We start from the raw sequence: 22,005 nt of genomic DNA, 5'->3' as shown, positions 1-22,005 counted from the left end.
CGACCTTATAGGCCTGCCATGGATCGCCAAGGCGCCGGGGACAGTCGCGGAGAGCGGAATGGAAATCTTTACAGCAAGCGGGCTGACCGCCTTGATGCAGGTCATCGGCATCGATCTTGTGTTGGCCGGAGACAATGCGGTGGTGATCGGCCTCGCCGCGGCGGGACTGCCGCCCGAGCTGCGCAACCGCGCGATTCTGGTCGGCATCCTTGCCGCGACCGTGCTGCGGATCGGTCTGGCCTTGGCGGCGACTTGGGTGCTCGGCATTCCGGGCGTGGTGCTGCTCGGCGGGCTTTTGCTGCTCTGGGTCTGCTGGAAAATGTGGACCGAACTGCGCAGCGGTCAGGCTCATGGCGACGCGGGCGGCGTGCCGGCCAAGCCCAAAACCTTTGCCCAGGCCGCGATGCAGATCGTGATCGCGGATGTCTCGATGTCGCTCGACAACGTGCTTGCCGTGGCGGGTGCCGCGCGCGAGCACCCCTCGGTCCTCGTGGTCGGGCTGATCTTTTCGATCGCGCTGATGGGGCTTGCGGCAAACGGCATCGCGCGGCTTTTGAACCGCCACCGCTGGATCGCCTATGCCGGCCTCGCAATCATCGTCTATGTCGCGGGTGGCATGCTTTGGCACGGCGGGCAGGAAGTCATGGCGATGACGCGGCCCTGATCCGCACCCAGATCCGCGCCCAGATCCGCGCCCGCCTCGTCGCGTAACGCCCCTTGCACGGCTGTGCAGGGCGGCGCAATCTTGCGGCGAACAAGGGAGGCTGCCCGTGACGCAATCCGCCGACAACCGCATCCGGACGACGCTTTCGGTCGATGCGATCGACCAGCGCGAGGAATTCCTGCTCTCGCTTCTTGCCGGCGCCTCCGAGCTCGCTTTGGCTGGCTACGACAAGCAAAAGGCCGACGGTGCCGCCCCCGCCAATCGGATGAAGGGGCCGCAGGATTACCTGACCGAGACCGACGGCGCGGTCGAGGCCCATATCCGCGCCCGCATCGCCGCGGCCTTTCCCGAGGACAGCTTCCTTGGCGAAGAGACCGGCGGCAATGCCGGTGACGTGGTTTGGGTGGTCGATCCCATCGACGGCACGGCGAATTTCGCCCGCGGCATTCCGCATTTCTGCATCGCCATCGCCCTGGTCGCCAATGGCGAGACCCAATTGGGCGGCACCATCAACCCCGTTCTGGCCGAGACCTATCTGGCGCGTCTTGGTCGCGGCGCCAGCCGCAACGGCGTCCCGATCCGCGTCGCGCCGACCAGCGAAATCTCCGCCACAAGCTTCGAGCTGGGCTGGTCGACCCGCAGCGTGCTCGCCGATTATATCGCCGCGCATACCGCGCTTGTCGTGGCGGGAAGCAACGTGCGGCGCGCCTCCTCGGGCGCTTTGGCGCTGTGCTATGTCGCCGACGGGCGCAGCGACGGCTATGCCGAATTGCTGATGAACCCTTGGGATTGTCTGGGCGGTCTTCTGATGGTGCGCGAAGCGGGCGGCGTGACCTGCGGCTTTCTGTCGGGCGGCGGTCTGGACGACGGCGGCGCAGTCCTCGCGGCTACTCCCGCCGTCGCCGCGATCCTGTCGCAGGCGACCGGCATTGCCCTGTTCGAGGGCCGCGACCGCCGCCCCTGAAGCATCGCGCCCCGCCCCGCGACGGGCCGCACGGCGGGGGCCACCCGCCGCGCGATCCGCTTAGCCGCGGAAATATCCGCTGATGCGCTGCCAAAGCCCGCGGCCTGCCGTAGCCTGATGGCCATGTTCGCGACGGGGACGCTCCGGCCACGAGGCAGAGCTGCACCAAATCTCTTCGGGATAGACCATCCCGCCATGGACGCTGTTCACAAAATACGCGAATTCGGTGGTTTCTGTGACTTTCGGCATGTTCAGGTCTCCTGCTTTTTCCGAAGCGGACCGCCCCTTGCGCATCCCTGCCGAGCTTGGCCAAAGCCCTCTCCGGCATCCCGCACAAAGCGCCGCATCCAGCCCCGCAGAATAGGGAAATCGCCGTTTCTGGCCATTCCAAAGATCGGCGCGGAACGGCTGCAACGTTCCACCGCAGCGCCGGAACCGAGGAAATTCTTCTTTCTGCCCCAAACCCGACTTTCCCTGCGTTACGCAAAATCGTGTTTTTCCGTGACATTTTCACGAAGCGCCAACGAGACTTGGAACAATTTTCTCCGAATCGGCCATTTTTTGGAATTGCTTGCAGGAGGGGGCTTCTATACCCCACAATCACGACATGAATACTGTATAATGGAGGCCGAAGGCATGGTTCCCGAAGTGATGCACGCCCGCGAAAGGCTCCGCCCATGAGCCCCGCGACGCTCCATAGCCTTGCCCCCGCGCAGCCCCATATCGTCATCATCGGCGGCGGCTTCACCGGCGCCTGCGTCGCCTATCACCTTGCCCGCGCCCTGCCACCCGACCGCGCCAGGATCACCGTGATCGAGCCGCGCGCCAGCTTGGGTCAGGGTCTTGCCTATTCGACAAGCGATCCCGTCCACCGCACCAATGTCCCCGCCAGCCGCATCACGATGGATTGCGCGTGCTCCGGCCAGTTCGCCGATTGGCTCGCGGCCAGTCCAGAGCCGCTGACCGGCGGCGCGGATCTGCACGCAGGTGCGATTTTCGCGCAGCGCAGCCTTGTCGGGCGCTATGTCGCCGAAAGCTTCGCACCCTTTGTCGCCGCGGGCCGCATCCGCCATCTCGCGACCAAAGCAAGCGCCGTCACGCCGGTCGGCGCGCGCTACCGCATCACGCTTGCCGAAGGGCCTGCCCTGTTGGCCGACCAACTGGTGATCGCGACGAGCCATCCGCCGCCCGCCGTGCCGCCCGAGCTTGACGGGGTCAAAGACGCCCCGCAGCTGGTCTGCGACCCCTCGGACGCGGCGCGGATCTCGCAGGTCGCGAAGGCGGGGGGCAATGTCTTGGTGATCGGCTCGGGCCTGACCTCGGCCGATGTGATCGCAAGCCTTGATGCGAAGGGATTTGCGGGAAAGATCACCTGTCTCTCGCGGCGCGGCCTGCGCTCGCGCGGTCATGCTTTCGGCTTTGCGCCGACCGCCGCGCGTTTCGCCGAACAGCCAGAGACGACCGCGCTCGGCCTGCTGCGCCGCATCCGCCGTGCGGTGCGCGCGGATGCCGACGCGGGCCTGCCCTGGCAGGCGGTGCTCGACCGAGTGCGCATCGACGGCCCAGCGATCTGGGCGGCTTTGCCGCTGGCCGAGCGGCAGAAACTGGTCCGCAAGCTGCGCATCTGGTGGGATGTCCACCGCTTTCGCATCGCGCCGCAGATCGAGGCCGTTCTGGATCGCCGCATCGCCGAGGGCAGCCTGACCATGCTCGCCGCCCGCCTCGATCACGCCGAGGCGCGCGCCAACAACATCCACATCGGCTGGCGTACGCGCAGGAGGGAGGGCGGCAAGCCGCATCACGACAGCGCGAACTTCGACGCGGTGATCGTCACGACCGGCCCGGCGCATGGCGGCATCCTCGGCGCGTCGCCGGTGCTGCGCGATCTGGCTGATGCGGGGCTGGTACGCTGCGATGCGCTAAAGCTCGGACTTGACGTCGCGAATGTCGCGCAGGCGGTCGGGCTCGGCGGCAAGCCCTCGGCGGGCCTTTATGTCGCGGGCCCCTTGGCGCGCGGCCATATCGGCGAGCTGATGGGCATTCCCGAGGTTACCGCCCATGCCGAGGCGACCGCCGCAATGGTTCTGGCCGCCATCGGTCAAAAACGCGACGGGCGGACGGGTGCCCTTGACCGGCAGCTCGACTGTTCGGCCTAAAGCCCTGCCGCACCCCGCTCGGGGTCGCGGTAATCATGCAGGCCGCCCTGCCAATCGCGGATGCGGTAGCGGCCGGGCGCGATCTCGGCGGCATATCCGGGATCGAGCGGCACCTTGCCGAAGCCTCCGGGCAGGTCGAGCACATAGGCCGGCAGACAGCTGCCCGAGATCCGCCCGCGCAACGCCGCCATCAGCGCCTGCCCTTCGGCGATCGTTGTGCGGAAATGGCTGGTGCCGCGCGCCAGATCGCAATGATGGAGATAATAGGGCTTCACGCGGTTGCGGATCAAAGCGCGGAACAGATCGGCCAGCGCATCGGCCGTGTCGTTGACACCGCGCAAAAGCACGCTTTGCGACAAGAGCGGAATGCCGGCATCGGCGAGCCGCGCGAGCGAGGCACAGGCCTCGGAGGTCAGCTCGTTGGCATGGTTGGTATGGACCACCACCCAAACCGCGAGGCGCTTGCGCCGCATCGCCGCCAGCATCGGCCCGTCGATGCGATGGGGCGCCACGACCGGAATGCGGCTGTGGAAACGGGCGGTCTCGACATGGGGGATTTCCTCGATCCGCGCCAGAAGCGCGTCGATGCGGCGCGCCGACAGAACCAAAGGATCGCCACCCGTCAGGATCACCTCGCGGATGGCAGGGGTGCGGGCGATGTAATCCAGCGCCGCGGCGAGATCCTTTTCGGGCAGCGAGCCGTCGTCGCCCACCACTTCGCGGCGAAAGCAAAAGCGGCAATAAACCTCGCAGCTGCGGGTGACATGGAGGATGACGCGGTCGGGATAGCGATGGGTCAGGCCGGTGACAGGACTATGAGCCTCGTCGCCGATCGGATCGAACAGCTCCTCGGGGCGGATGACCAGCTCGCGCGCATCAGGCACGAATTGCGCGGCGACCGGATCGGCGGCTTCGGGTGCGCGATCGCGCACAGCGGCCTGCATCGCGGAGGTCATGCGGATGCGGAACTCGGCGGCGACCTCGTTCAGGGCTCCGCTTTGGTCGGCGCGGACCAGTCCGGCATCGACCATCCTGTCGACGGTCGTGATCGGTTTGGAAATGCGGGAGGTCACGGCAAATGCTCGGCAGTGCGGGAAACCGCCCGCTTATCGGTGGATCGGGGCGAAATGGCAAGGCCGGAGCCGCCGCGCGGAGCGCGCGCCCGCGCTGCGGGACGGTTCCGCAATCCCGCCCGCGCTCCTCAGCACAGCAACCCGCGCTGGTGTTTATCGTGACGCTGGAGCAGCTGGCGCGCCTCTTTGCCGGTGGTGAAGGGCCGCGCGGAGGCCGGACGCCCGCCCGCCGCCGCATCGCCAAGTTCGGGGAAAAGGGCGACGATCTCGGCCAGAGCGGCAGGGCCCACCATCTTCAGCGCTTCGGGGCCCGTATAGAGGCTTTCGGTCGCAATCGCATTGGCCGTCACGATTTCATGGGCATCGAGCAGGAAATGGATATAGGCGATCGGCCGACAGTCATCGACAATCTCGAACCCTTCGAGCTGCACCAGATGTTTGGCCGCGACCAGAACCTCCATCGCGCCGAAAAAACGCAGCGCGATCTTCGAGCGCACGAGGATGCGGTGCTGTTGCGACACGACCAGATCGGCATCCGGCAACCCCGGCCCGAGCGCGCCGGCCGCTATCCGGACAGGGCGCAGATGCTGATGCGCCGCAAGTTCGGCGGCGCTGACCGGACGCCTGCCGATCCAACGGATCGGGCGCGGCCCGTGATCGCGCGTCATCACCAGATCGCCCAAGGCCAGATCGGCCGCACGCACCACGCCATGCGAGGTCAGGATCATGGAATCGTCGGTGAAACAGGTCACGCTGGTATTGGCGGTATCGAGCTGGCTGCCCGAGACTGCCGCGCCGGCGTTCTGGATCCGCATCGACAGATCGGCGGCAAATCCGTCGGAGGTCGCAATATCGTCGAGCACCCCGTCCGCCTGATCGGCCTTGAGCCATTCCAGCGGATGGCGGTAGGTCGCAAGCCCTCCGGCCACGCGGGCGGCATTGATGATGACGAGATTGGCGTCGTTGTAATAACCGCTCAGATCGACATAATCCCTGTCGGCGACCCGGAAATCGGTGATCTCGATCCTGTCGCGGGCGATGAAGACATCCGCTCCCGCGCCACCCGTCAGCACGTCGCGGCCGCCGCCGCCATCCAGCGTATCATTGCCCGCCCCGCCCTCGAGCGTGTCGTCGCCCAGACCGCCGTCGAGCCGGTCATCGCCCGCATCGCCGAAAAGCCGGTCGTCGCCCCCCCCGCCAAAAAGGCTGTCCTGGCCATTGCCGCCGCGCAGAATGTCGTTGCCGGTATCGCCGTAAAGCCAATCCTGACCCTCGCCGCCCAAAAGGCTGTCGTCTCCGGCTCCGCCGTCGAGCCTATCGTCGCCCAAGCCGCCGTCGAGCGTGTCCTTGCCCGCCTCGCCGAAGAGCGAGTCATTGCCGCCATTGCCGTAGGCGACATCATCGCCGTTGCCGCCGTGAAGCACATCGGCATCGCCCTTGGTCGGATCGGAATCTATATCGCCGTGAAGGGTGTCGTTGCCCTCGCCGCCCCAAAGCGTATCAGAGCCCAGACCGCCGACCAGCGCATCATTGCCGAAGCCGCCGGAGATGCGGTCGGCGCCATCCTCGCCATAGATCCGGTCGGAGCCGCCGCCGCCATAGACCAGATCGTCGCCGGTTCCGGCATAAATCAGGTCGTTGGTGCCGGTGACATCATCAGAGCCGAAGAATTCGCCCCAGATCGTGTCATTGCCTGCGCCGCCATAAATGACATCGCCGCCGTCATCCCCCGCGAGACTGTCGTCGCCGTCATAGCCGTAGATCGTGTCGTTGCCCGCGCCGCCCGCGATCGTATCGGCGAGCGCACCGCCATGCACGGTGTCATAGCCCTCCCCGGCGTCGATGCTGTCGAGGCCGCCCCCGCCGTGGATAAGGTCGTCTCCGCTCCCGCCGAGGATCGTATCATCGCCCGTGCCGCCATAGACCAAGTCATTGCCGGTACCCGCATCGATGAAGTTGCGGCCAGCGGTACCCGTCCCTGCCCCCTCGTTATCGGCATAGATCGTATCATAGCCTTCGCCGCCGTAGATCGTGTCGTCACCCTCGCCGCCGACGATGTAATCGCTGTCGCGATCGCCCGAGATCCAGTCGTTGCCCGCGTCGCCGAAAATGGTGTCGAGCCCCAGACCGCCGTAGATCGTATCGTCGCCGGCCCCGCCGCGCAGGCTGTCGGCGTCGGTCCCGCCGTCGATATGGTCGGTCCAGGCTGTGCCGTAGATCGTATCTTTCCCCGCACCGCCCTCAAGATTGGTCAGCCCCGTCCCCGAGGTGACCGCGCGGCCGTCGACCAGATCCGCGCCATAGGTGCCGATAATGTTGTTGATGCCCTCGAAAACACCGGAGTTGTTGATCGTGCCGTTATAGCGGAACTCCCCGATCAGGAAATTGTCGTAGGAGGGAGAGCTTGCCAGAACATCTGCCATATCGGCCGGCAAGGCGCTGCCGCTCGAGGGGTTGAAGACGATGGTGACGCCGATCGTCTTGTAGATCTCGAAGGAGAGGGTGTCCCTGCCCGCGCCGTCACGGTCGCGCGCATTGACGATGGTATAGCCGCCGTCGGTCGCCAAGACCATGATCTGGTCAGAGCCGATGTCGGTATGGACCAGATCGGTGCCTTGCCCGGTCTGGATCACCGAAGTGCCGAAACCCGCATAGACCGTATCGTTGTCGTAGCCTCCCGACAGCGTGGCGTTGTTGGCGAAGGCCACGCCGTCGACATAGACGCGCCCGTCGAGCGTATCGTCGCCGTCGGTTCCATAAAGGCTGTCCTGACCGGTTCCGGCAAAGAGCAGATCGTTCCCGTCCCCGCCGGACAGGAAGTTGTCACCGCTTTCGGCATGGATCGTATCGTTGCCCTGCTCCCCGTAAAGGGTGTCGTTGCCGGTGTCGCCACGAATGAGGTCGTCGCCGTCACCCGCAAAGACGATATCGTTGCCCGCGCCGGTATGGATGGTGTCGCTGCCGGTGTCGCCGTTGATCGTGTCGTTGCCCGCACCACCGTCAATGAGGTCGTTGCCCGCACCGCCCGAGATGGAATCGTTGCCGTCGCCGCCGCTGATCGTATCGGCCGCAGCCGTTCCGACGAGGTTGTCACCGCTTCCGGTACCGTTGATCGTGGCCATTCCGCACCCGCACAGACATTTCGGGCATGGCCTGTGTTCTTGCGGCCCGCCTCTGTCATCGGGCTAGCAGAAAGCCCGCTAATTCGCGGTTACCAGATAGAATTTTAAGGAAATTCCTCGCGGCTCCCGCAGCAGGACGCCACGGGAACCGCCAATGAAAAAGGGCGCCGCGCGGGCGCCCTTCCGGTCTGTGGTCGCCCGCCCTCCTCCGCATGGACGGAAGGGCCGTACGCTTACAGCTTGGCCGCTGCCTCGCGCAGTTCGGCGAGGATCGGGGCTTTGGGCAGCCAGATCTCGTCATAGGCTTTGATGATCTCGGCGGTGTTGTCCATGTCGACATCCACGACCTTGATGCCGCTGTCCTTGAAGTTCTGGAGCAGGGTCGCCTCGTTGGCGACGGTGGTGTCGATCTGCTTGTCCAGCTCTTCGCGGATCAGGCGGGAGATCAGCTCGCGGTCGGCCTCGGCCACGTTTTTCCAGCCGCGTGCCGAAACAAGCGCGACACAGGGCATGAACAAGGCGTTCAGGCGCAGCATGGTCTTGGACACTTTGTCGTAACGCTGGTTCCACGACAGATCGAGATCGGCCTCGAGCCCGTCGACCTGACCGTTCGACATCGCGTCGAAGACTTGCGGCGTCGGGATCGGGGTCGGGGCGGCGCCCAGAAGCTGATAGAAATCGCGATAGGCGGGCGTCGTGTTGATGCGCAGCTTCATGCCGTTGATATCGGCGATGCTGCTGGTTTCCTTGCCGGTGAAAACCACGCGCAGGGTCGTGATGCCGTAGCCCAGACCGATGGTGCCGGTCTCGGCAGGAAGCACGTCCAGAAGCTTCAGCGCGACCGGATCACGCACCAGCGCCGCGACTTTTTCCGTCGAGGGCACGAGCCAGGGCGCGTTGATCGCCGCGACCTGCGGGATGCGCGAGCCGAGCTCGGCGGTCATGATCCAGCCCATGTCGAGCGCACCGGACTGCATCTGCTGCAGCATCGCCGCCTCGTTGCCGAGCTGGTTCGAGGGGAAAACCTGTACCGAGAGGCGGCCTTGGGTTTCCTCGGAGAGGCGCTTGCCCATCGCTTCGGCGGCATTGTTCCACGGATGGCCGGGGGGCGTCGCGATACCAAGGCGGAAGACCTTGGTGTCCTGCGCGCGAACAAGGCCGGGGGCGGCGAGCGCGAAACCCGCACCGAGCGCGGCGGTCGACATGAAAGTACGGCGGTTGATGGCCATGATGAACCCTGTTGGTTGGATTGTTGCTTATGCGAAGAAGGTCGAAAGGACGGGGAAGATCGACAACAGCACCAGAATGATGCAGCTGATGAAGAAGAAGGGCAGCGTCACGATGAACATCTTGCCCGGCTTGGCCCCCGTCACGGCGGCCGCGACGAAGAAGTTCAGCCCGACCGGCGGCGACAGGAAGCCGAGGACGAGGTTGATCACCGCGACGACGCCGAAATGGACGGGGTCGATGCCGTAGACCTCGGTCGCGATCGGCAGCAGGATCGGCACGGTCATGATCAGCCCCGGCGCGCCGTCGATGACGGTGCCGATGACCAGCAAGATGACGTTGACCAGCAGCATGAAGGTGATCGGGTCTTTCGCGACCGTCTGGATCCATGCGGCAACGCGCTGCGGCACCATGCCGTAGACCAGCACCCATGAGAACACCGCAGCAGCAGCGATCAGGAACAGGATGCCCGCCGACAGCACACCCGCCTTGACGAACATCTTGGGCAGTTGCGCAAGCTTGAGATCGCGCGTCACGAGGCAGCCGACCAGAACGGCGGCGATGACGCCCATCGCGGCGGCCTCGGTCGGATTGGCAAGGCCGGTCAGGATCGAGCCGACGATGATCAGCGGAATGAACAGCGTCGGCAGTGCCTTGAGCGTGATCGAGACGCGCTCGCGCATCGGCAGTTTCGCCCCGCGCGGGTAATTGTAGACATAGCCCATCAGCGCGATGATCACGCAAAAGGCCACCGTCAGCATCACGCCCGGAATGATCCCCGCCGCCAGCATCGTGCCGACCGGCACCTGCGCCATGACGCTATAGACCACGAACATGATGGAGGGCGGAATGATCGGGCCCAGCATCCCCGCATAGGCGGTCAGGCCGGCGGCAAAGGTCTTGTCGTAGCCCGCGCGCTCCATCTCGGGGACGACCATCTGCGACATCAGCGCGACCTGCGCCGCCGCCGAACCGAGGATCGAGGCCACGAACATATTCGCCAGCAGGTTCACATAGGCCAGACCGCCCTTCATCGCGCCGACAAAGGCCATCGCCATATCGATGATGCGCCGCGTGATGCCGCCGCCGTTCATGACCTCGCCGATCAGGATGAACAGCGGGATCGCGATCAGCCCGTAGCTGTCGAGCCCCGTGAACATCTGCGTCGGAAAGGATGCGAACAGCACCGTATTGTCGCTTTGCAGGATATAGGCGACCGCCGTGAGGCACAGCACGATCGAGATCGGCAGGCCGATCAGCATCAGGAAAACGAATGCGCCGAAGGAAAACATCAGGCGGCCTCCTCGGCAGTGGTGAGCGGGATCTGCACGCGTTTGGCGGCAAGGCCGGTGTCTTCAAGCAGGTTTGCAGCGGTATGGATCGTCAGCGTCACCGCAAAGATCGGCAGGATCAGGTTCACGACCCAGGTCGGCCACTCCAGCGTCTGGGTGCGCTCGGTATAGAGGAAGTTGAAGGTCTCGGCGGCATAGGCTTTGGGGTCGAAGCCGAAGGAGGCTATCCCGAGCGGGTCCATCCACAGCCAGCACATCACCACGAAACCCACCGCGAAACACAGCGAAATGCCGGTCGCGACCGCGCGCATGAAGGCCACGCCGCGCGGCGGCAGTTGGTCGGCCAGCAGCGTCACCGCAAAGTCGATGCGCAGCCGCGTCATGACCGATGCGCCGATGAAACCCAGCCAGACCATCGTGAAGATCGAGGCCTCGTCGATCCAGTAGATCGGCATTTTCAGGAAACGCGTCACGACATTGAGCAGGATCAGCACGAGGAGCAGGGTCATGAATACACCCGAGAGCGTCTTTTCGACCCGCAGCAACCCCTGCGACAATGCGGTTATTCCATTGGCCCAAGCCCTCGCGGTGCCGGACCCCTCCTCTTGGGGCGTCTTATCCTGTGCGGACAAAATCCACCTCCCTCCTTGTATTCTTCTTGCATAAACTAAGCGTGCAAGACTTATTTCTGTCAACTTTTTTATGCATCCCATCGGATACAACCGCTGATTTCTCTGGGAAAAGATTGCTCGCCCTGCCCAAAACGATAGCAGATTGCTGCGCCATTGAAGCAGATCGGGGAACGAATCATGCGTGCCGCGCGCGATCTCGTGCGGCGGAGCGGCACCGGCCCGAATGCCGGTTTTCACCTGTTACAGGGCAGAAGCCCCCTTCTGCGACAGGGACGAAAGGTGGACAGCGGCGCCGCTTGGGCGCATGAGGGCGCGCGGGCCGCAATGGCGACCCTCCCTCTGCCCTCGCCCTGCCGGAATGATGAAATGGTATTCCTTTACGATCTGACCATGCCCGAGATCTTGCGCCGCATTGCCGCCGCGCTGATCTATGCCGGCCTTCAGGGCGGCATTCTCGGACTGCTCTTGCGGGTGATGGGCGACCGGCGGGCGCATGACGAGGGTCGCGCGGGCTTCAGCCCCTTTAGCCACCTGCTGCTTTCGGGCGTTTTCTTGTCGATCGCTTTCCGCATGAGCTGGATCGAGCCGCTGCGCTTTGCCAAAACCGCCCCGTCCGCAAGGACGCGCGCGCGGCTTCGCCCGCTGGTCGCCGTGCTGGCGAGTTTCGCGATCCTGCTGGCGCTGGTGCCGCTGCTCGATCTGGTGCGGGCGCCTCTCCATCAGGCCCTGCCGCGCACGGCGGGCTATATGGTGCTGGCCACGATCGAGACACTGCAATTCACGCTGGTCGGCTCGGTCGCATTGGGAATGCTGCCGCTGCCGGGGCTATTGCTCGGAACCACCCTGCCCGCGATCTGGCCCGCGCTCGACAAGCGTTACCGCAAGCTGACCGGTGTCGGCATGGCGCTTGCGGCGGTCATCGTCGTTCTGGGCTGGTTTCCCGATGTCTCGCCGCTGGTGCGCGCGCTGAAGCTCGTCTGAGGCGCGGCGCGGGCCGCGCGCACGCGCGCGGAGCCAACCGGCCCCGCCGCGCGTCCTATGGGCTTACTGGACGCCCTTGGCGTCGCCTGCCGTGCCGGTATAGCCGAAATCCTCCATGATCGCGGCAATGGTGCCGTCTTCGACCAAAGCGTCGATCGCCTCGTCGATCTGGCTCCGCAGATAGCTGTCGCGCGCCTTCATCAGAATGCCCACCCGCGTCACCGTGTCGGGAACCGGTGCCAGTGGAATGGTGTGAAGGCCTGCCGCCTCGGGATTGCTCTTTTGCAGCTCGGCAAAGACCGGCTGCCAGATCACCATGCCGGCGATCGAGCCGTCCGCCACGCGCTTGGTCATCAGATCCATATCGGCATAAGGCAGCCGGATGAAGCGCTGCTCTTTGGGCTGCTGCTGGTTCCAGGTGATGAAGACCCGCTCGCCCATCGAAGACAGGGCCGTGCCGAGCTTGCGGCTTTTCGGGATGTCGGTCAGCGCTTTGTAATCGTCCTTGACCGCCAGCATATAGGGCAGGCTGACATAGGGCCGGCTGAGCACCGCCCATTCGGGATAGGGCGAGTTCTCCTGCACCGTCATCCCCAGCATCACGTCGCAGCTATTGGTCATCGCGATCTGCAATTCGTCGAGAAAGCCCTCGCCGCTGGTCGGATAGCCGCCGAAACCCTCGTGGAATTCGGGCTTGAGGAACAGCGCCTCGGCAAGGGCGGTGGCGACCGCACGGTCGAAGGCCTGCAGCTTGCCGGTGATGTCGACGCAGACCTGAAGCTTGTCGCCGTCCATGCGCCGCGTGTTCTTCAAAAGCTCTGCCGGAACGCCGTAGCTTTGCGCGAAAGACGCCGTTGTCGCCGCAAGGCCGATCAGCCCCGCCATCAGCAGTTTCAACATTCTCCGGGTCCTTTCCTCTTTGCAAAAAGGGGGCCGAAGCCCCCTTTTCAGTGTCGTGCCGCTCGGGCCTTATTTCGCGTCGCTTTTCAGCTTGAACACGAAGATCGAGTTGCCGTTGCCGTTCGGCAGCGGGGTCTCGGGGAAGGCCGACGAGATCGACGAAGCCGAGTTCGAGTAGCCGGTCGGAACCGCCAGATACTGCTCGCCGTCGATTTCATAGGTCACCGGCGAACCGCCGATCGGCGCGTTCAGACGCTGCTGCCACAGAACTTCGCCCGACTTGTCGTCGAAGGCTTTAACATAGCGGGCTGCGTCGCCGCCGAAGACCAGACCGCCTGCGGTTGCGAGAACCGACGAGGTCGGCGCTTCGCGCTGACGGTGCTGCCAGAGGTGGTCACCCTGAACCGGGTTGATCGAGAGCGCCTCGAACAGACCGGCTTTGTCCTGACCTTCCGGCAGAACGCGCGGGCCGAACTTGACCGAACCGACAGCGTTGCCTGCGGTGAATTCCGACTGGGTCGGGGTCACGTCGTTGCAGGCCTCGGTCAGCGGCACATAGTAGGTCTGGGTGATCGGGCTGTAGGAGCCGACCTGCCACAGTTTGCCACCCGAAACCGAGGTGCAGACGTGGACGGCCTGACCGACAGCAGTCGGGACCAGATCGTTGTTGATGTGGACCTTGCCGTCTTCGTCGATCTTGGTCACGACGTTCTGGAACACGGTCTCTTTCGACCACAGGTATTTGCCGGTTTCACGGTCGAGCGCAAAGGCGATGCCGTTTTTGCCCGGAACCGAGATCAGCATCTTGTGGAGTTTGCCGTCCACTTCCTGATCGACGAGGATACGCTCGAACGGGCTGTCGAGGTCCCAGTTGTCCTGCGGCAGGTGCTGGTAGTACCACTTCAGCTTGCCGGTGTTGACGTCCAGCGCAACGGTCGCGTTGGTGTAAAGCACGTCGCCGTCGCCCGAACCGCGGATCAGCTCCGCATAGGGACCGGGCATGCCGACGCCCCAATAAGTCAGGCCGAGTTCGGCGTCATAGGAGCCCGTGGTCCACGGCGTACCGCCCCAACGGTTTTCCGGCGGAACTTCGCCCCAGCTCTCTTGCTGGGCCGGGTTTTCCGGATCGTCGATGGTGTTGAAGCGCCACAGCTCTTCACCCGTGTTGATGTCGTGGGCCATGATGTAGCAGCCGCCGGCCGTGCCGGCGATCGAGCAGCCCGAGATCGCGGTGATGATCTTGTCTTCGACGACCAGACCACCGATCGTGTAGGAGTAGCCTTTCTCCCAGTCGAGAACCTGCTTGTCCCAAGCGACTTTGCCGGTTTTCACGTCCAGAGCGACCAGTTTGGCGTCCGGCGTGGTCAGAATGACCTTGTCGCCTGCCAGCGAGATCGAGTTCTTCTGGCGGCGTGCCTGGTTGGCCTGATAGGACCACGAGCTCGGCATTTCCGGCAGCACATGGCGGTACGTCCAGAGCAGGTCGCCCGATTTCGCGTCGAGCGCTTCGACGATACCGTTCGAGGTCTGCAGGAACATCACGCCGTCATGGATCAGCGGAACGGTTTCCTGAATGCCGACATCGGCCATCGGCCATGCCCAGGCCAGTTCCAGATTCTGGACGGTCTCTTTGTTGATCTGCTCGAGGCCCGAGAAGCCGGTGTTGGCATAGTCGCCGCGCCACTGCAGCCAGTCGCCCTTCGGCGGGTTGGACAGCATTTCGCTGGTGACGGGGGTGTAGCTGTCGAGCACGCTCTGAGCGAAAGCCGCCGGAACGCAGGCGATCAGCGCGGTCGACGCGATCAGCAGGTGCTTGCGAATGTTGAGTTTCATACTCTGTCTCTCCTTGAGGCAGGCGATCCGGTGATCAGCCTGCCGACATGCGGATTAGTTTTTGAATTGCGGCAGTTCTTTGCCCCAGGTGAAAGCCTGCGGGACATTGGTATCACCGGCTTCGATGTCGGTTTCCTGATTGGCCAATGCGAGTTGCGCCGCACCGTCCTTGGTTTCCGCAACCAGGCCGACATTGGCCATATCGGCGGTGGTCAGGGCCGTATCGCCTGCCTCTGCGCCGTTTTGCTGCATGATATAGGCCACGATGTTCAGATAGGCGGGCTCGCCCAGCTGGCCCGGCTGTGCCGGCGGCATCGCAACCGAGATGAATTCGTACAGGCCGCCTGCAGTGTCCCAGTTGCCCATGACGTCCTGACCGAAAAGACCGGGAGCTTCCGGACCTTCAAGGCGAACGCCGTGGCACTGCGCGCAGTTGGACTGATACTCGGTTTGACCGGCGGTTGCCTGCTCGGCCGTGAAGCCTGCTGCGACGATGGTCGAGCTAGACGCGAAGGTCATTGTCACGGCAGAAGTGATGGCAAGAACGGTGGTCCGTCCGAAGAGTTTGGCTGGCACCTGAGCCTCCATGCTGTTGCCCGGTCGCGCCCCTTGCGCACCGGAACGGTTCATCATGCGGCTTTCGCCGCGTCACAAGCACGCGCAACGGGCTGTCGGGCCCACAGCAATCCCACCCCCGAAAGGATGGGACGAAGAAAGGGTCGTCGGATCGTTCGCGCGCTTTTCCCAGACCGCCCCCATCCCAAAGGATGAGAGGACCAGCCTCATGCGGAGGGATGCGCCCCTTTTGCCCGAAGTTCAAGGCCAACCGTCCGCAGTTGCTCGTTAGTTGTCATTTTTTAGCGGTGACGCACCAAGATCATTAGCCCCTGCAACAAGCTGTTCGCGCTCCATTTCCCGCTGCAACGCAGCACGGACCCTGCGTGTCAGGGTGACATCTCCGCGCCACAAACCAAAGGCGAGGGCATGGCTCTCGCCCGCTTGTTCAGGAAGATCATGACTTTGCACGTCTTGCGCGAAACTTGTCAGGCTCGATGCAATCGCGGGACGGCCGGCCGCCAGCCATGCCGCAAGGGCGGAAGGCGAGGATAAAGGCTCGGCACGCCATCCTGCCTCGCGCATGAAACGCGATAGACGCAGCCTATCAAGCCCGGCCGAGCCCATGAAAACGCCGATCTCGCTGCCTGCGGGCGGCGGGGTTTCGTCGCCGCCGATTCGAACCAGGGCGATGCGCCCGCCATTGGGCAGCAATGTCAGGAAGCCGCGGTTGGCCGGACTGTCGGCCAGCCCTCCGCCCAGCAGATCGCATTGCCCGCGCCCGATCTGCCAATCGCGCGGATTGAAGGAGCGCCCCATATTGGCCACCTCGACCAGCTGCAGCTTCAGCCCGAGACGCGCGGCAACACCCTCCATCAGGCGCAGCTCGGGGCCGGGGCGGCCGACATCATCGGCACGGATCAAAGCATTGTCGCGATCGGGCACGCAAAAGCGCAGGACGCCCTGCTTTTGACGCTCGGCAAAGGAGGTATCGGGCGGAAGAAAGCTCAGCCCGGCCAGAAGCGCCGCGATCACCGCAATATCGCGCGCAGGTCTGCGCCAGCGTCGCCAACCGCCCATGCCCATGCTTGCCGGACCCGCCTTCGAGTCGCCTTGCGCACGGCTCCCGCTGCTGCCCCGTCCTTTGCTCACTTGCCGAAGCTCCGCAAAGCCCAAAGGAAGAAGCCGACGCAGCCCGCGGCGACCAGCCCATAGCCGTAAGCCGGCGGGAACTGATTGAAATTGATCAGAATGCCGCGCAGGGCATCGACCGCATAGGTGATCGGATTGGCGCGGATCAGCATGATCAGCCATTCCGGATAGGTCGCGACCAACTGGGTGCGCGTCAGCGAGGGATCGAGCGGGAAGACCGAGCTCGAGGCGAAGTAAAGCGGCAGGATCACCGTATTGGAAAAGACGCCGAACCCCTCGAAACTGCGGACTTTTCCGGCCAGAACCACTCCGAAACAGGTCAGCGCGAAGGACAGCGCGAACATATAGCCGATGGCTTGGACGACCTGCGGCAGGGTCAGCGTGACATCGGCGAACCGCGCGAGGATCAGGACCAGCGTCCCGTGCCCCGTCGCCGCCGTCGCCCCGCCCAGCACCTTGCCCAAAAGCACCGCCCAACGCGGCATGGGCGAGACCAGAACCTCGCGCAGAAAGCCGAATTCGCGGTCCCAGATCACCGAAACCGCGAACTGGATCGAGGTATACATGATGTTCAGGACGATCACGGCGGGGAACAGGAACTGCAGATAGCTATAGGGCAGCACCAGCCGCACTTCGCCGAAAACCTCGCCGCGGAAATAAGGGTTAAGCCCGACACCGAGGATCAAAAGCCAGATCAGCGGGCGGCTGACGCCCCCCAGAAGCTGGCCCTTGTCGCGGGTGGCGCGCATGATCTCGCGCAGCCAGACGCCGTGAATGCCGCGCAAAATGGGAAGGAATGCGTTCATCAACCGTCCTGAGGGCTGTCGGCCGCGAGGCTTTGCCCCCGACCGTAGAAATCCGAGCGCGGATCGTTGAGCACCATCTCGCGCAGCGCCCCCCATAGACGCTCGCGCAGCGAAATGAAATCGGGCAAGGCCCGCGGATCGGCGCTTTGACGGGCGAAAGGCACGGGAATTTCCGCCGCAATCCGGCCCGGACGCGGCGACATCAGCAAGATGCGGTCGCCGAGCAAAAGTGCCTCGTCGACGCTATGGGTGACGAAAACCACGGTGCGGCGCGCGCCTTCGCCCGTGGTGCGCGACAGCGCCATGACCTCGCCCTGCATCAGCTCGCGCGTCTGGGCATCAAGGCTTGCGAAGGGCTCGTCCATCAAAAGCACCGCCGGCTCGGCGCAAAGCGCGCGGGCAAAGGCCACCCGCTGCTGCATCCCCCCCGAAAGCGCGCGCGGATAGCTGTCCGCAAAGCGCGTCAGCCCGACGCGGTCGAGGTAATGGGCGACGCGCGCCTCGCGCTCGGGGGCCGCGAGATCGGGCAGAACGAAGGCGAGATTTCCGGCCACCGTCTTCCACGGCAGCAGCCGGAAGTTCTGGAAGACCGTGGCCGAGACCGCCCCCGCGACCGGCGGGCGCCCCTCGACCAGAACCGCGCCTGTTGCGGGCGCAACCAATCCCGCGATCAGGCGCAAAAGCGTGGTCTTGCCGCAGCCCGACGGGCCGAGGATCACCAGAACCTCGCCCTCGGCCACCGCAAACGACAGATCGTCCAGCACCAGCCCGTCCCGACCCGCAAAGCCGAGCGAGACATTCGCGAAGGTGATCTGCGCCGCGCCCATGATCAGCGCGAGACCGGATCGCCGCCGTCGACCGCACCGATCTTGGCCAGAACCTTGTCTGCCGGCGCGAAATCGACCCAATCCGCCAGCGCGACCTTGCCCAGATCCGCGAATTCGGGGTCTTCGGCCAGCCAGCTTTGCGTATAAGCCAACTCGTCCTTTTGCAGCCCGCCATTGACCGACCAGCTCGTCAGGAACGCCTCGCCCAGAGTGGCGAGAACCGCCGGATCGACATCGGGGCGCAAAGCCGCCATCGCCTCGGGCCAAGCTGTCTTGTCGGCGGCCATGTCGCGGGCGGCGAGGGTCAGCGCCTCGATCACGGCCTCGACCTCGGGGCCGCGGCTTTCGAGCGTCGCGGTCTTGACGGCATTGACCTTGCTCACGACGGGGGCGGATTTGTAGTAATCTTCGACCGTGACCAGAACCGGCAGGTTTTCATGGCCGGGCAAGGCGAGATAGGTGCCGATCGACATGGTGCTGGCCGCAACCTGCCCCGCAGCCAAGGCCTGCGCGCGGACATTGGGCTGGCCGAGCGCCATCATCTGGAGCCCTTCGGGATCGACGCCGTGATCGGCGAGCACTTTGGTCGAGAGCATCTGGTCGAGGCTTCCGACCCGCCCGATGCCGAAGCTTTGCCCCGTCAGCGCGTCCAGCGTCATGCCCTCGCGCCCCGCGATCAGATAGGGCAATGCCTTGTTGGGCGAAGTCACGGCGCGCAGGTTGTCCGTGCCTTGTGCCACCATCTGGATCAAGGTCTCGGTGGCGACATTGGCCATCTCGCCCTCGCCAGATTGCAGGGCCGCGACGGCCATCGGGGTCTGCTGGACGCGGATGATCTCGACCTCGACGCCCGCGCGCTCGAAATAACCGCCCGCCTGCGCGATATCGACGACGGAATTGGGTACCAGCGGCGGTTCGAGATCGGTGATGATCAGGCGGAACGGCTCGGCCTGGGCCATCGCACCGGTCAGCAAAAGGGCCGAGGCTGCGGCCAGCAGTCCCTTGAGGGGGCGGTTCTTCAGGGTCATGGGATGCTCCGCATCAAATCTTTTGTCATCATCGCCCGCCCTCGGCGCGCCAGCGGTTCAGGCGGTTTTCAAGAAAGCGCAGGCCTTCGGTCACAATTACGCCGATGAGCGACAAAGCCAGCACAACGACGAAATACTCGGCCATGCGGAAGCTCGCGCCATAGGTCGCCAGCAGGCCGCCAAGGCCCGAGACGGCGGTGTAAAGCTCGGCCACGACCGTATTGATCAACCCGATGGTCGCACCGATGCGCAGCCCCGTCAGCAAGAAAGGCGCGGCGCCGGGCAAGATCACATGGGCAAAGATCCGGCGCGGCCCCGCCCCTGCGGCGCGCGCCATCTCGATCAGGTCGCGGTCGGCGGCGCGCACGCCGGCATAGGTGTTCAGGATCACCGGCATCACCGCGCCAAGGAAAACGATGAAGACCTTGGCCTGCAGCCCGAGGCCCAGAATGACGATGACGAGCGGGATGAAGGCGACCCGCGGCGTGGCGGCCAAAGCATAGACGAAGATGTCGACGACGCGCCCGAAGAACGGCAGCCCGCCCATCACCAGCCCCAAGGCGATGCCGAAAACCGCCGCCAGAACGGTGCCCGCCAGATAGACCTGAAGCGAAGACAGGATTGCCGAATAAAGCCGCCCCTCGCCCAGCATCACCTTGGCGGCGGCAAGGGTTTCCGCGGGCGAAGCGAAAAGCCCCTGCGGCATGGATGCGGCCACGAGCGACCACAGCGCGATCAGCGCCGCGAGCACGCCCAGCCGCGCGAATGCGACGCTCATCGCCGCCCCGCCCGCCGTCCGGCATTGCGTTGCGCCTGCCGCTCGCCGTCGGCACGGTCGCGCAGAACCCGCCCCGTGAGGCCGAGAAACACTCCTTCGAGCGTCGGCGCCTCGAAGCGCATCTCGCGCAGACGATTGCCGAAACGTGCGAGGAAAGCGGCAGTGAAATCCGCGCCATCGGCGGGAATGGCCAGTGTCTCGGGGCCGATTGCATGGGCCTGCGGATAGGCCGCGACCAGCGCGGCGCGGTCCTCGGGCGTGGCCGCGACGACATGGAGGAAGCTCTTGCCCAGATCGGCCTTGAGCGCCTCGGGCGTGCCTTCGGCGATGATGCGGCCCTTGTCGATGATGCAGATGCGGTCCGCGGCCTCGACCTCTTCGATGTAATGCGTGGTGGTCAGAAGCGTCAGCCCGCGCGTGCGGCGCTGCTCGTCGAGATAGGCCCAGATGCGGGCGCGGGTCTGCGCATCGAGCCCCACCGTCGGCTCGTCGAGAAAGAGGATCTCGGGGTCGTGCATCAAGGCCCGCGCGATCTCGAGACGGCGCTTCATCCCGCCCGAGAAACTGCGCACGATCGCCTCGCGCCACTCCGTCAGCTCGACCAGATCGAGCACGCGCTCGACCGCCTCGGCGCGGGCGCGGCCCGTCATGCCGTAGACGCGGCCGTGAAAATCGAGATTTTCTTCGGCGGACAGACGGTCGTCGAGGCTCGGATCCTGAAAGACCATGCCGATCGACAGACGCACCTTGCGCGCGGCGCGGCGCACGTCATGTCCCGCAACCGCAACCTGCCCCCCATCGGCCTGCCGCAGCGTCGCGAGAACCGACATGAGCGAAGATTTACCCGCGCCGTTCGGCCCCAAAAGCGCAAAGGAGCTGCCGCGTTCGACCGTCAGCGAAACATCGTCCAGCGCGAGCTGGCTGCCGTATTTCAACGAGAGATTGCGCACCAGAACCGCAGCTTTCGGCAGCTCCGCCCCGCCGGCTTGCGCAAGAGGCGTCGCGCCCGACGGGTTGGCGCGCGTGTCTGGGGCTTGGGTCTGGGTCATCTCGGTCACAGCCAGTCGGTTTGCAGGCTTGGGATTGAAAACGTCGCTTCGGGCTTGGGTCGCGGCTTTGAAGGCGATCCGTGCGGCCCGAACCGGCGCATGGCTTTGCTTGGCGCGACTCCTGCCTTCTGGCGCGCCACGGGGCAAGGGTCAATCACGGCTTAAACCCATGAAGGACGCGAGGAAAGTCCGCATTTCCAAGGCTGCGACCAAGGCTTGAGCGACGGGCAACCGCGACCAATTGGTCATATGGCGCGATATGAGTTGCGCGGTCCCGCGCCTTCTGCCTTAGTCCAAACGGGCTTGATGCAATCCGGTCCGATCCGGTTTCACGCCCTTTTGCACGATCCAGCGTTGCCACCTCACCCGGAGAAACATGCAATGACGGTTTATCTGATCGCCGAAGTCACCGTGACCGACCCCGCCTGGGTTGCCGATTACGCGGCCAAGGTTCACGACATCGCCGCGACCTTCAACGGCCGCTACCTCTCGCGCAGCGGCAATATCGAGACGCTCGAAGGCGAGAAAACCAACGAGACCCTGATCGCCGTCATCACCTTCCCGAGCCGCGAGGATGCTTTGGCTTTCGCCAATTCCCCCGAATATGCGCCCTTCGCCAAGGCCCGTCAGGCGGGCTCGGTCAGCCACTTCCGCCTGATCGACGATACCGATATCGCGGGCGCGATTCCCTATCTGGGCAAAGCGGGCTAAGCGCGGAACCTCGGGGGCGCGCCACCTGACGCATCGCGCTCGCCCGGCGCAGCCCCCGCGGACCTCTGGCGACAACAAGCGTCGCGCGCTCCGGCATGCGCGGCGCCGCGTATTGCGAGAGGAGTGTCCGCGCAGGCCCCCTGTCCGCCCTTTGCCCCCGACGGAACCGGCGGTGTGACGCTTTGGCCCGTGGTTGCCCACATCCATTATGTTTATTATGATCGAGACTTTCTTGCCGAAGATTTTACGGCCTGT

General features: G+C 64.7%; 20 protein-coding genes. 5 read left to right on the top strand and 15 right to left on the bottom strand.

Translation table 11 applies throughout. The features are described 5' to 3' along the window. Nucleotides 1-58 precede the first annotated feature (58 nt). Complete coding sequence (locus tag ACFFUC_RS18020; protein WP_377688306.1) at nt 59-664, top strand: TerC family protein; 606 nt, start codon at nt 59-61, stop codon at nt 662-664. Nucleotides 665-770: 106 nt separating this feature from the next. Next, nucleotides 771-1,628, top strand: a complete 858-nt coding sequence (locus tag ACFFUC_RS18015; protein ID WP_377688305.1) for an inositol monophosphatase family protein — start codon at nt 771-773, stop codon at nt 1,626-1,628. 60 nt (nt 1,629-1,688) lie between these two features. Here the strand turns inward: ACFFUC_RS18015 and ACFFUC_RS18010 are convergent, their stop codons facing one another. Beyond that, nucleotides 1,689-1,877, bottom strand: a complete 189-nt coding sequence (locus tag ACFFUC_RS18010; RefSeq protein ID WP_377688304.1) for a hypothetical protein — start codon at nt 1,875-1,877, stop codon at nt 1,689-1,691. 428 nt (nt 1,878-2,305) lie between these two features. On the opposite strand from ACFFUC_RS18010, the gene ACFFUC_RS18005 reads away from it, so the two are divergent. Next, nucleotides 2,306-3,784, top strand: a complete 1,479-nt coding sequence (locus ACFFUC_RS18005; RefSeq protein WP_377688303.1) for an FAD/NAD(P)-binding protein — start codon at nt 2,306-2,308, stop codon at nt 3,782-3,784. Here ACFFUC_RS18005 and ACFFUC_RS18000 read toward each other — a convergent pair. From ACFFUC_RS18000 to ACFFUC_RS17980, 5 genes are all read right to left on the bottom strand, one after another. Further along, nucleotides 3,781-4,815 (bottom strand): lysine-2,3-aminomutase-like protein, encoded by a 1,035-nt coding sequence (locus tag ACFFUC_RS18000; protein ID WP_377688686.1) that lies wholly within the window; start codon nt 4,813-4,815, stop codon nt 3,781-3,783. The two genes, ACFFUC_RS18005 and ACFFUC_RS18000, sit on opposite strands and share 4 nt — an antisense overlap. Before the next feature lie 170 nt (nt 4,816-4,985). Next, nucleotides 4,986-7,979: a Hint domain-containing protein gene (locus ACFFUC_RS17995; RefSeq protein ID WP_377688302.1), complete on the bottom strand. Its 2,994-nt coding sequence runs from the start codon at nt 7,977-7,979 to the stop codon at nt 4,986-4,988. Between the two features lie 233 nt (nt 7,980-8,212). Then, nucleotides 8,213-9,208, bottom strand: coding sequence for a TRAP transporter substrate-binding protein (locus ACFFUC_RS17990; protein WP_377688301.1), 996 nt, complete (start codon nt 9,206-9,208; stop codon nt 8,213-8,215). A gap of 27 nt (nt 9,209-9,235) precedes the next feature. Then, nucleotides 9,236-10,498, bottom strand: coding sequence for a TRAP transporter large permease (locus tag ACFFUC_RS17985; RefSeq protein ID WP_377688300.1), 1,263 nt, complete (start codon nt 10,496-10,498; stop codon nt 9,236-9,238). Beyond that, a complete protein-coding gene (locus ACFFUC_RS17980; protein ID WP_377688299.1) occupies nt 10,498-11,007 on the bottom strand; it encodes a TRAP transporter small permease in 510 nt (169 codons plus the stop codon). Before ACFFUC_RS17980 ends, ACFFUC_RS17985 begins: the two co-directional genes overlap by 1 nt. Nucleotides 11,008-11,496: 489 nt before the next feature. Here ACFFUC_RS17980 and ACFFUC_RS17975 point away from each other — a divergent pair, with 489 nt between their 5' ends. Next, nucleotides 11,497-12,111: a hypothetical protein gene (locus tag ACFFUC_RS17975; RefSeq protein WP_377688298.1), complete on the top strand. Its 615-nt coding sequence runs from the start codon at nt 11,497-11,499 to the stop codon at nt 12,109-12,111. 63 nt (nt 12,112-12,174) lie between these two features. Here ACFFUC_RS17975 and ACFFUC_RS17970 read toward each other — a convergent pair whose 3' ends face one another. The 9 genes from ACFFUC_RS17970 to ACFFUC_RS17930 form a co-directional block, all read right to left on the bottom strand. Further along, nucleotides 12,175-13,011 carry a substrate-binding periplasmic protein gene (locus ACFFUC_RS17970; protein WP_377688297.1) on the bottom strand — a complete coding sequence of 279 codons (837 nt, stop codon included), beginning with the start codon at nt 13,009-13,011 and terminating at the stop codon, nt 12,175-12,177. A gap of 69 nt (nt 13,012-13,080) precedes the next feature. Then, entirely contained in the window at nt 13,081-14,844 is a 1,764-nt protein-coding gene (locus ACFFUC_RS17965) for a pyrroloquinoline quinone-dependent dehydrogenase (protein ID WP_377688296.1), read from the bottom strand. Between the two features lie 54 nt (nt 14,845-14,898). Continuing rightward, a complete protein-coding gene (locus tag ACFFUC_RS17960) occupies nt 14,899-15,477 on the bottom strand; it encodes a c-type cytochrome (RefSeq protein WP_377688295.1) in 579 nt (192 codons plus the stop codon). A gap of 210 nt (nt 15,478-15,687) precedes the next feature. Continuing rightward, on the bottom strand, nt 15,688-16,479 hold the full coding sequence (locus tag ACFFUC_RS17955) for a transporter substrate-binding domain-containing protein (protein ID WP_377688294.1): 792 nt from the start codon (nt 16,477-16,479) through the stop codon (nt 15,688-15,690). 68 nt (nt 16,480-16,547) lie between these two features. Then, nucleotides 16,548-17,357 (bottom strand): ABC transporter permease, encoded by an 810-nt coding sequence (locus ACFFUC_RS17950; protein ID WP_377688293.1) that lies wholly within the window; start codon nt 17,355-17,357, stop codon nt 16,548-16,550. Further along, complete coding sequence (locus ACFFUC_RS17945) at nt 17,357-18,184, bottom strand: ABC transporter ATP-binding protein (protein ID WP_377688292.1); 828 nt, start codon at nt 18,182-18,184, stop codon at nt 17,357-17,359. The genes ACFFUC_RS17950 and ACFFUC_RS17945 overlap by 1 nt, the downstream gene beginning before the upstream one ends. Nucleotides 18,185-18,186: 2 nt before the next feature. Further along, a complete protein-coding gene (locus ACFFUC_RS17940) occupies nt 18,187-19,212 on the bottom strand; it encodes an ABC transporter substrate-binding protein (protein ID WP_377688291.1) in 1,026 nt (341 codons plus the stop codon). A gap of 28 nt (nt 19,213-19,240) precedes the next feature. Continuing rightward, nucleotides 19,241-19,990 (bottom strand): ABC transporter permease, encoded by a 750-nt coding sequence (locus tag ACFFUC_RS17935; protein ID WP_377688290.1) that lies wholly within the window; start codon nt 19,988-19,990, stop codon nt 19,241-19,243. Next, nucleotides 19,987-21,039: an ATP-binding cassette domain-containing protein gene (locus ACFFUC_RS17930; RefSeq protein WP_377688685.1), complete on the bottom strand. Its 1,053-nt coding sequence runs from the start codon at nt 21,037-21,039 to the stop codon at nt 19,987-19,989. Before ACFFUC_RS17930 ends, ACFFUC_RS17935 begins: the two co-directional genes overlap by 4 nt. Nucleotides 21,040-21,420: 381 nt before the next feature. Between ACFFUC_RS17930 and ACFFUC_RS17925 the strand changes: the two genes are divergently transcribed. After that, complete coding sequence (locus ACFFUC_RS17925) at nt 21,421-21,750, top strand: DUF1330 domain-containing protein (protein WP_377688289.1); 330 nt, start codon at nt 21,421-21,423, stop codon at nt 21,748-21,750. The last annotated feature ends 255 nt before the right edge of the window (nt 21,751-22,005 follow it).

The sequence above is a fragment of the Paracoccus cavernae genome (assembly GCF_042430175.1).
Lineage (GTDB): Bacteria > Pseudomonadota > Alphaproteobacteria > Rhodobacterales > Rhodobacteraceae > Paracoccus > Paracoccus cavernae.
Note: the sequence above shows the minus strand (reverse complement) of the source record. Positions and strands in the feature narration are given on the sequence as shown.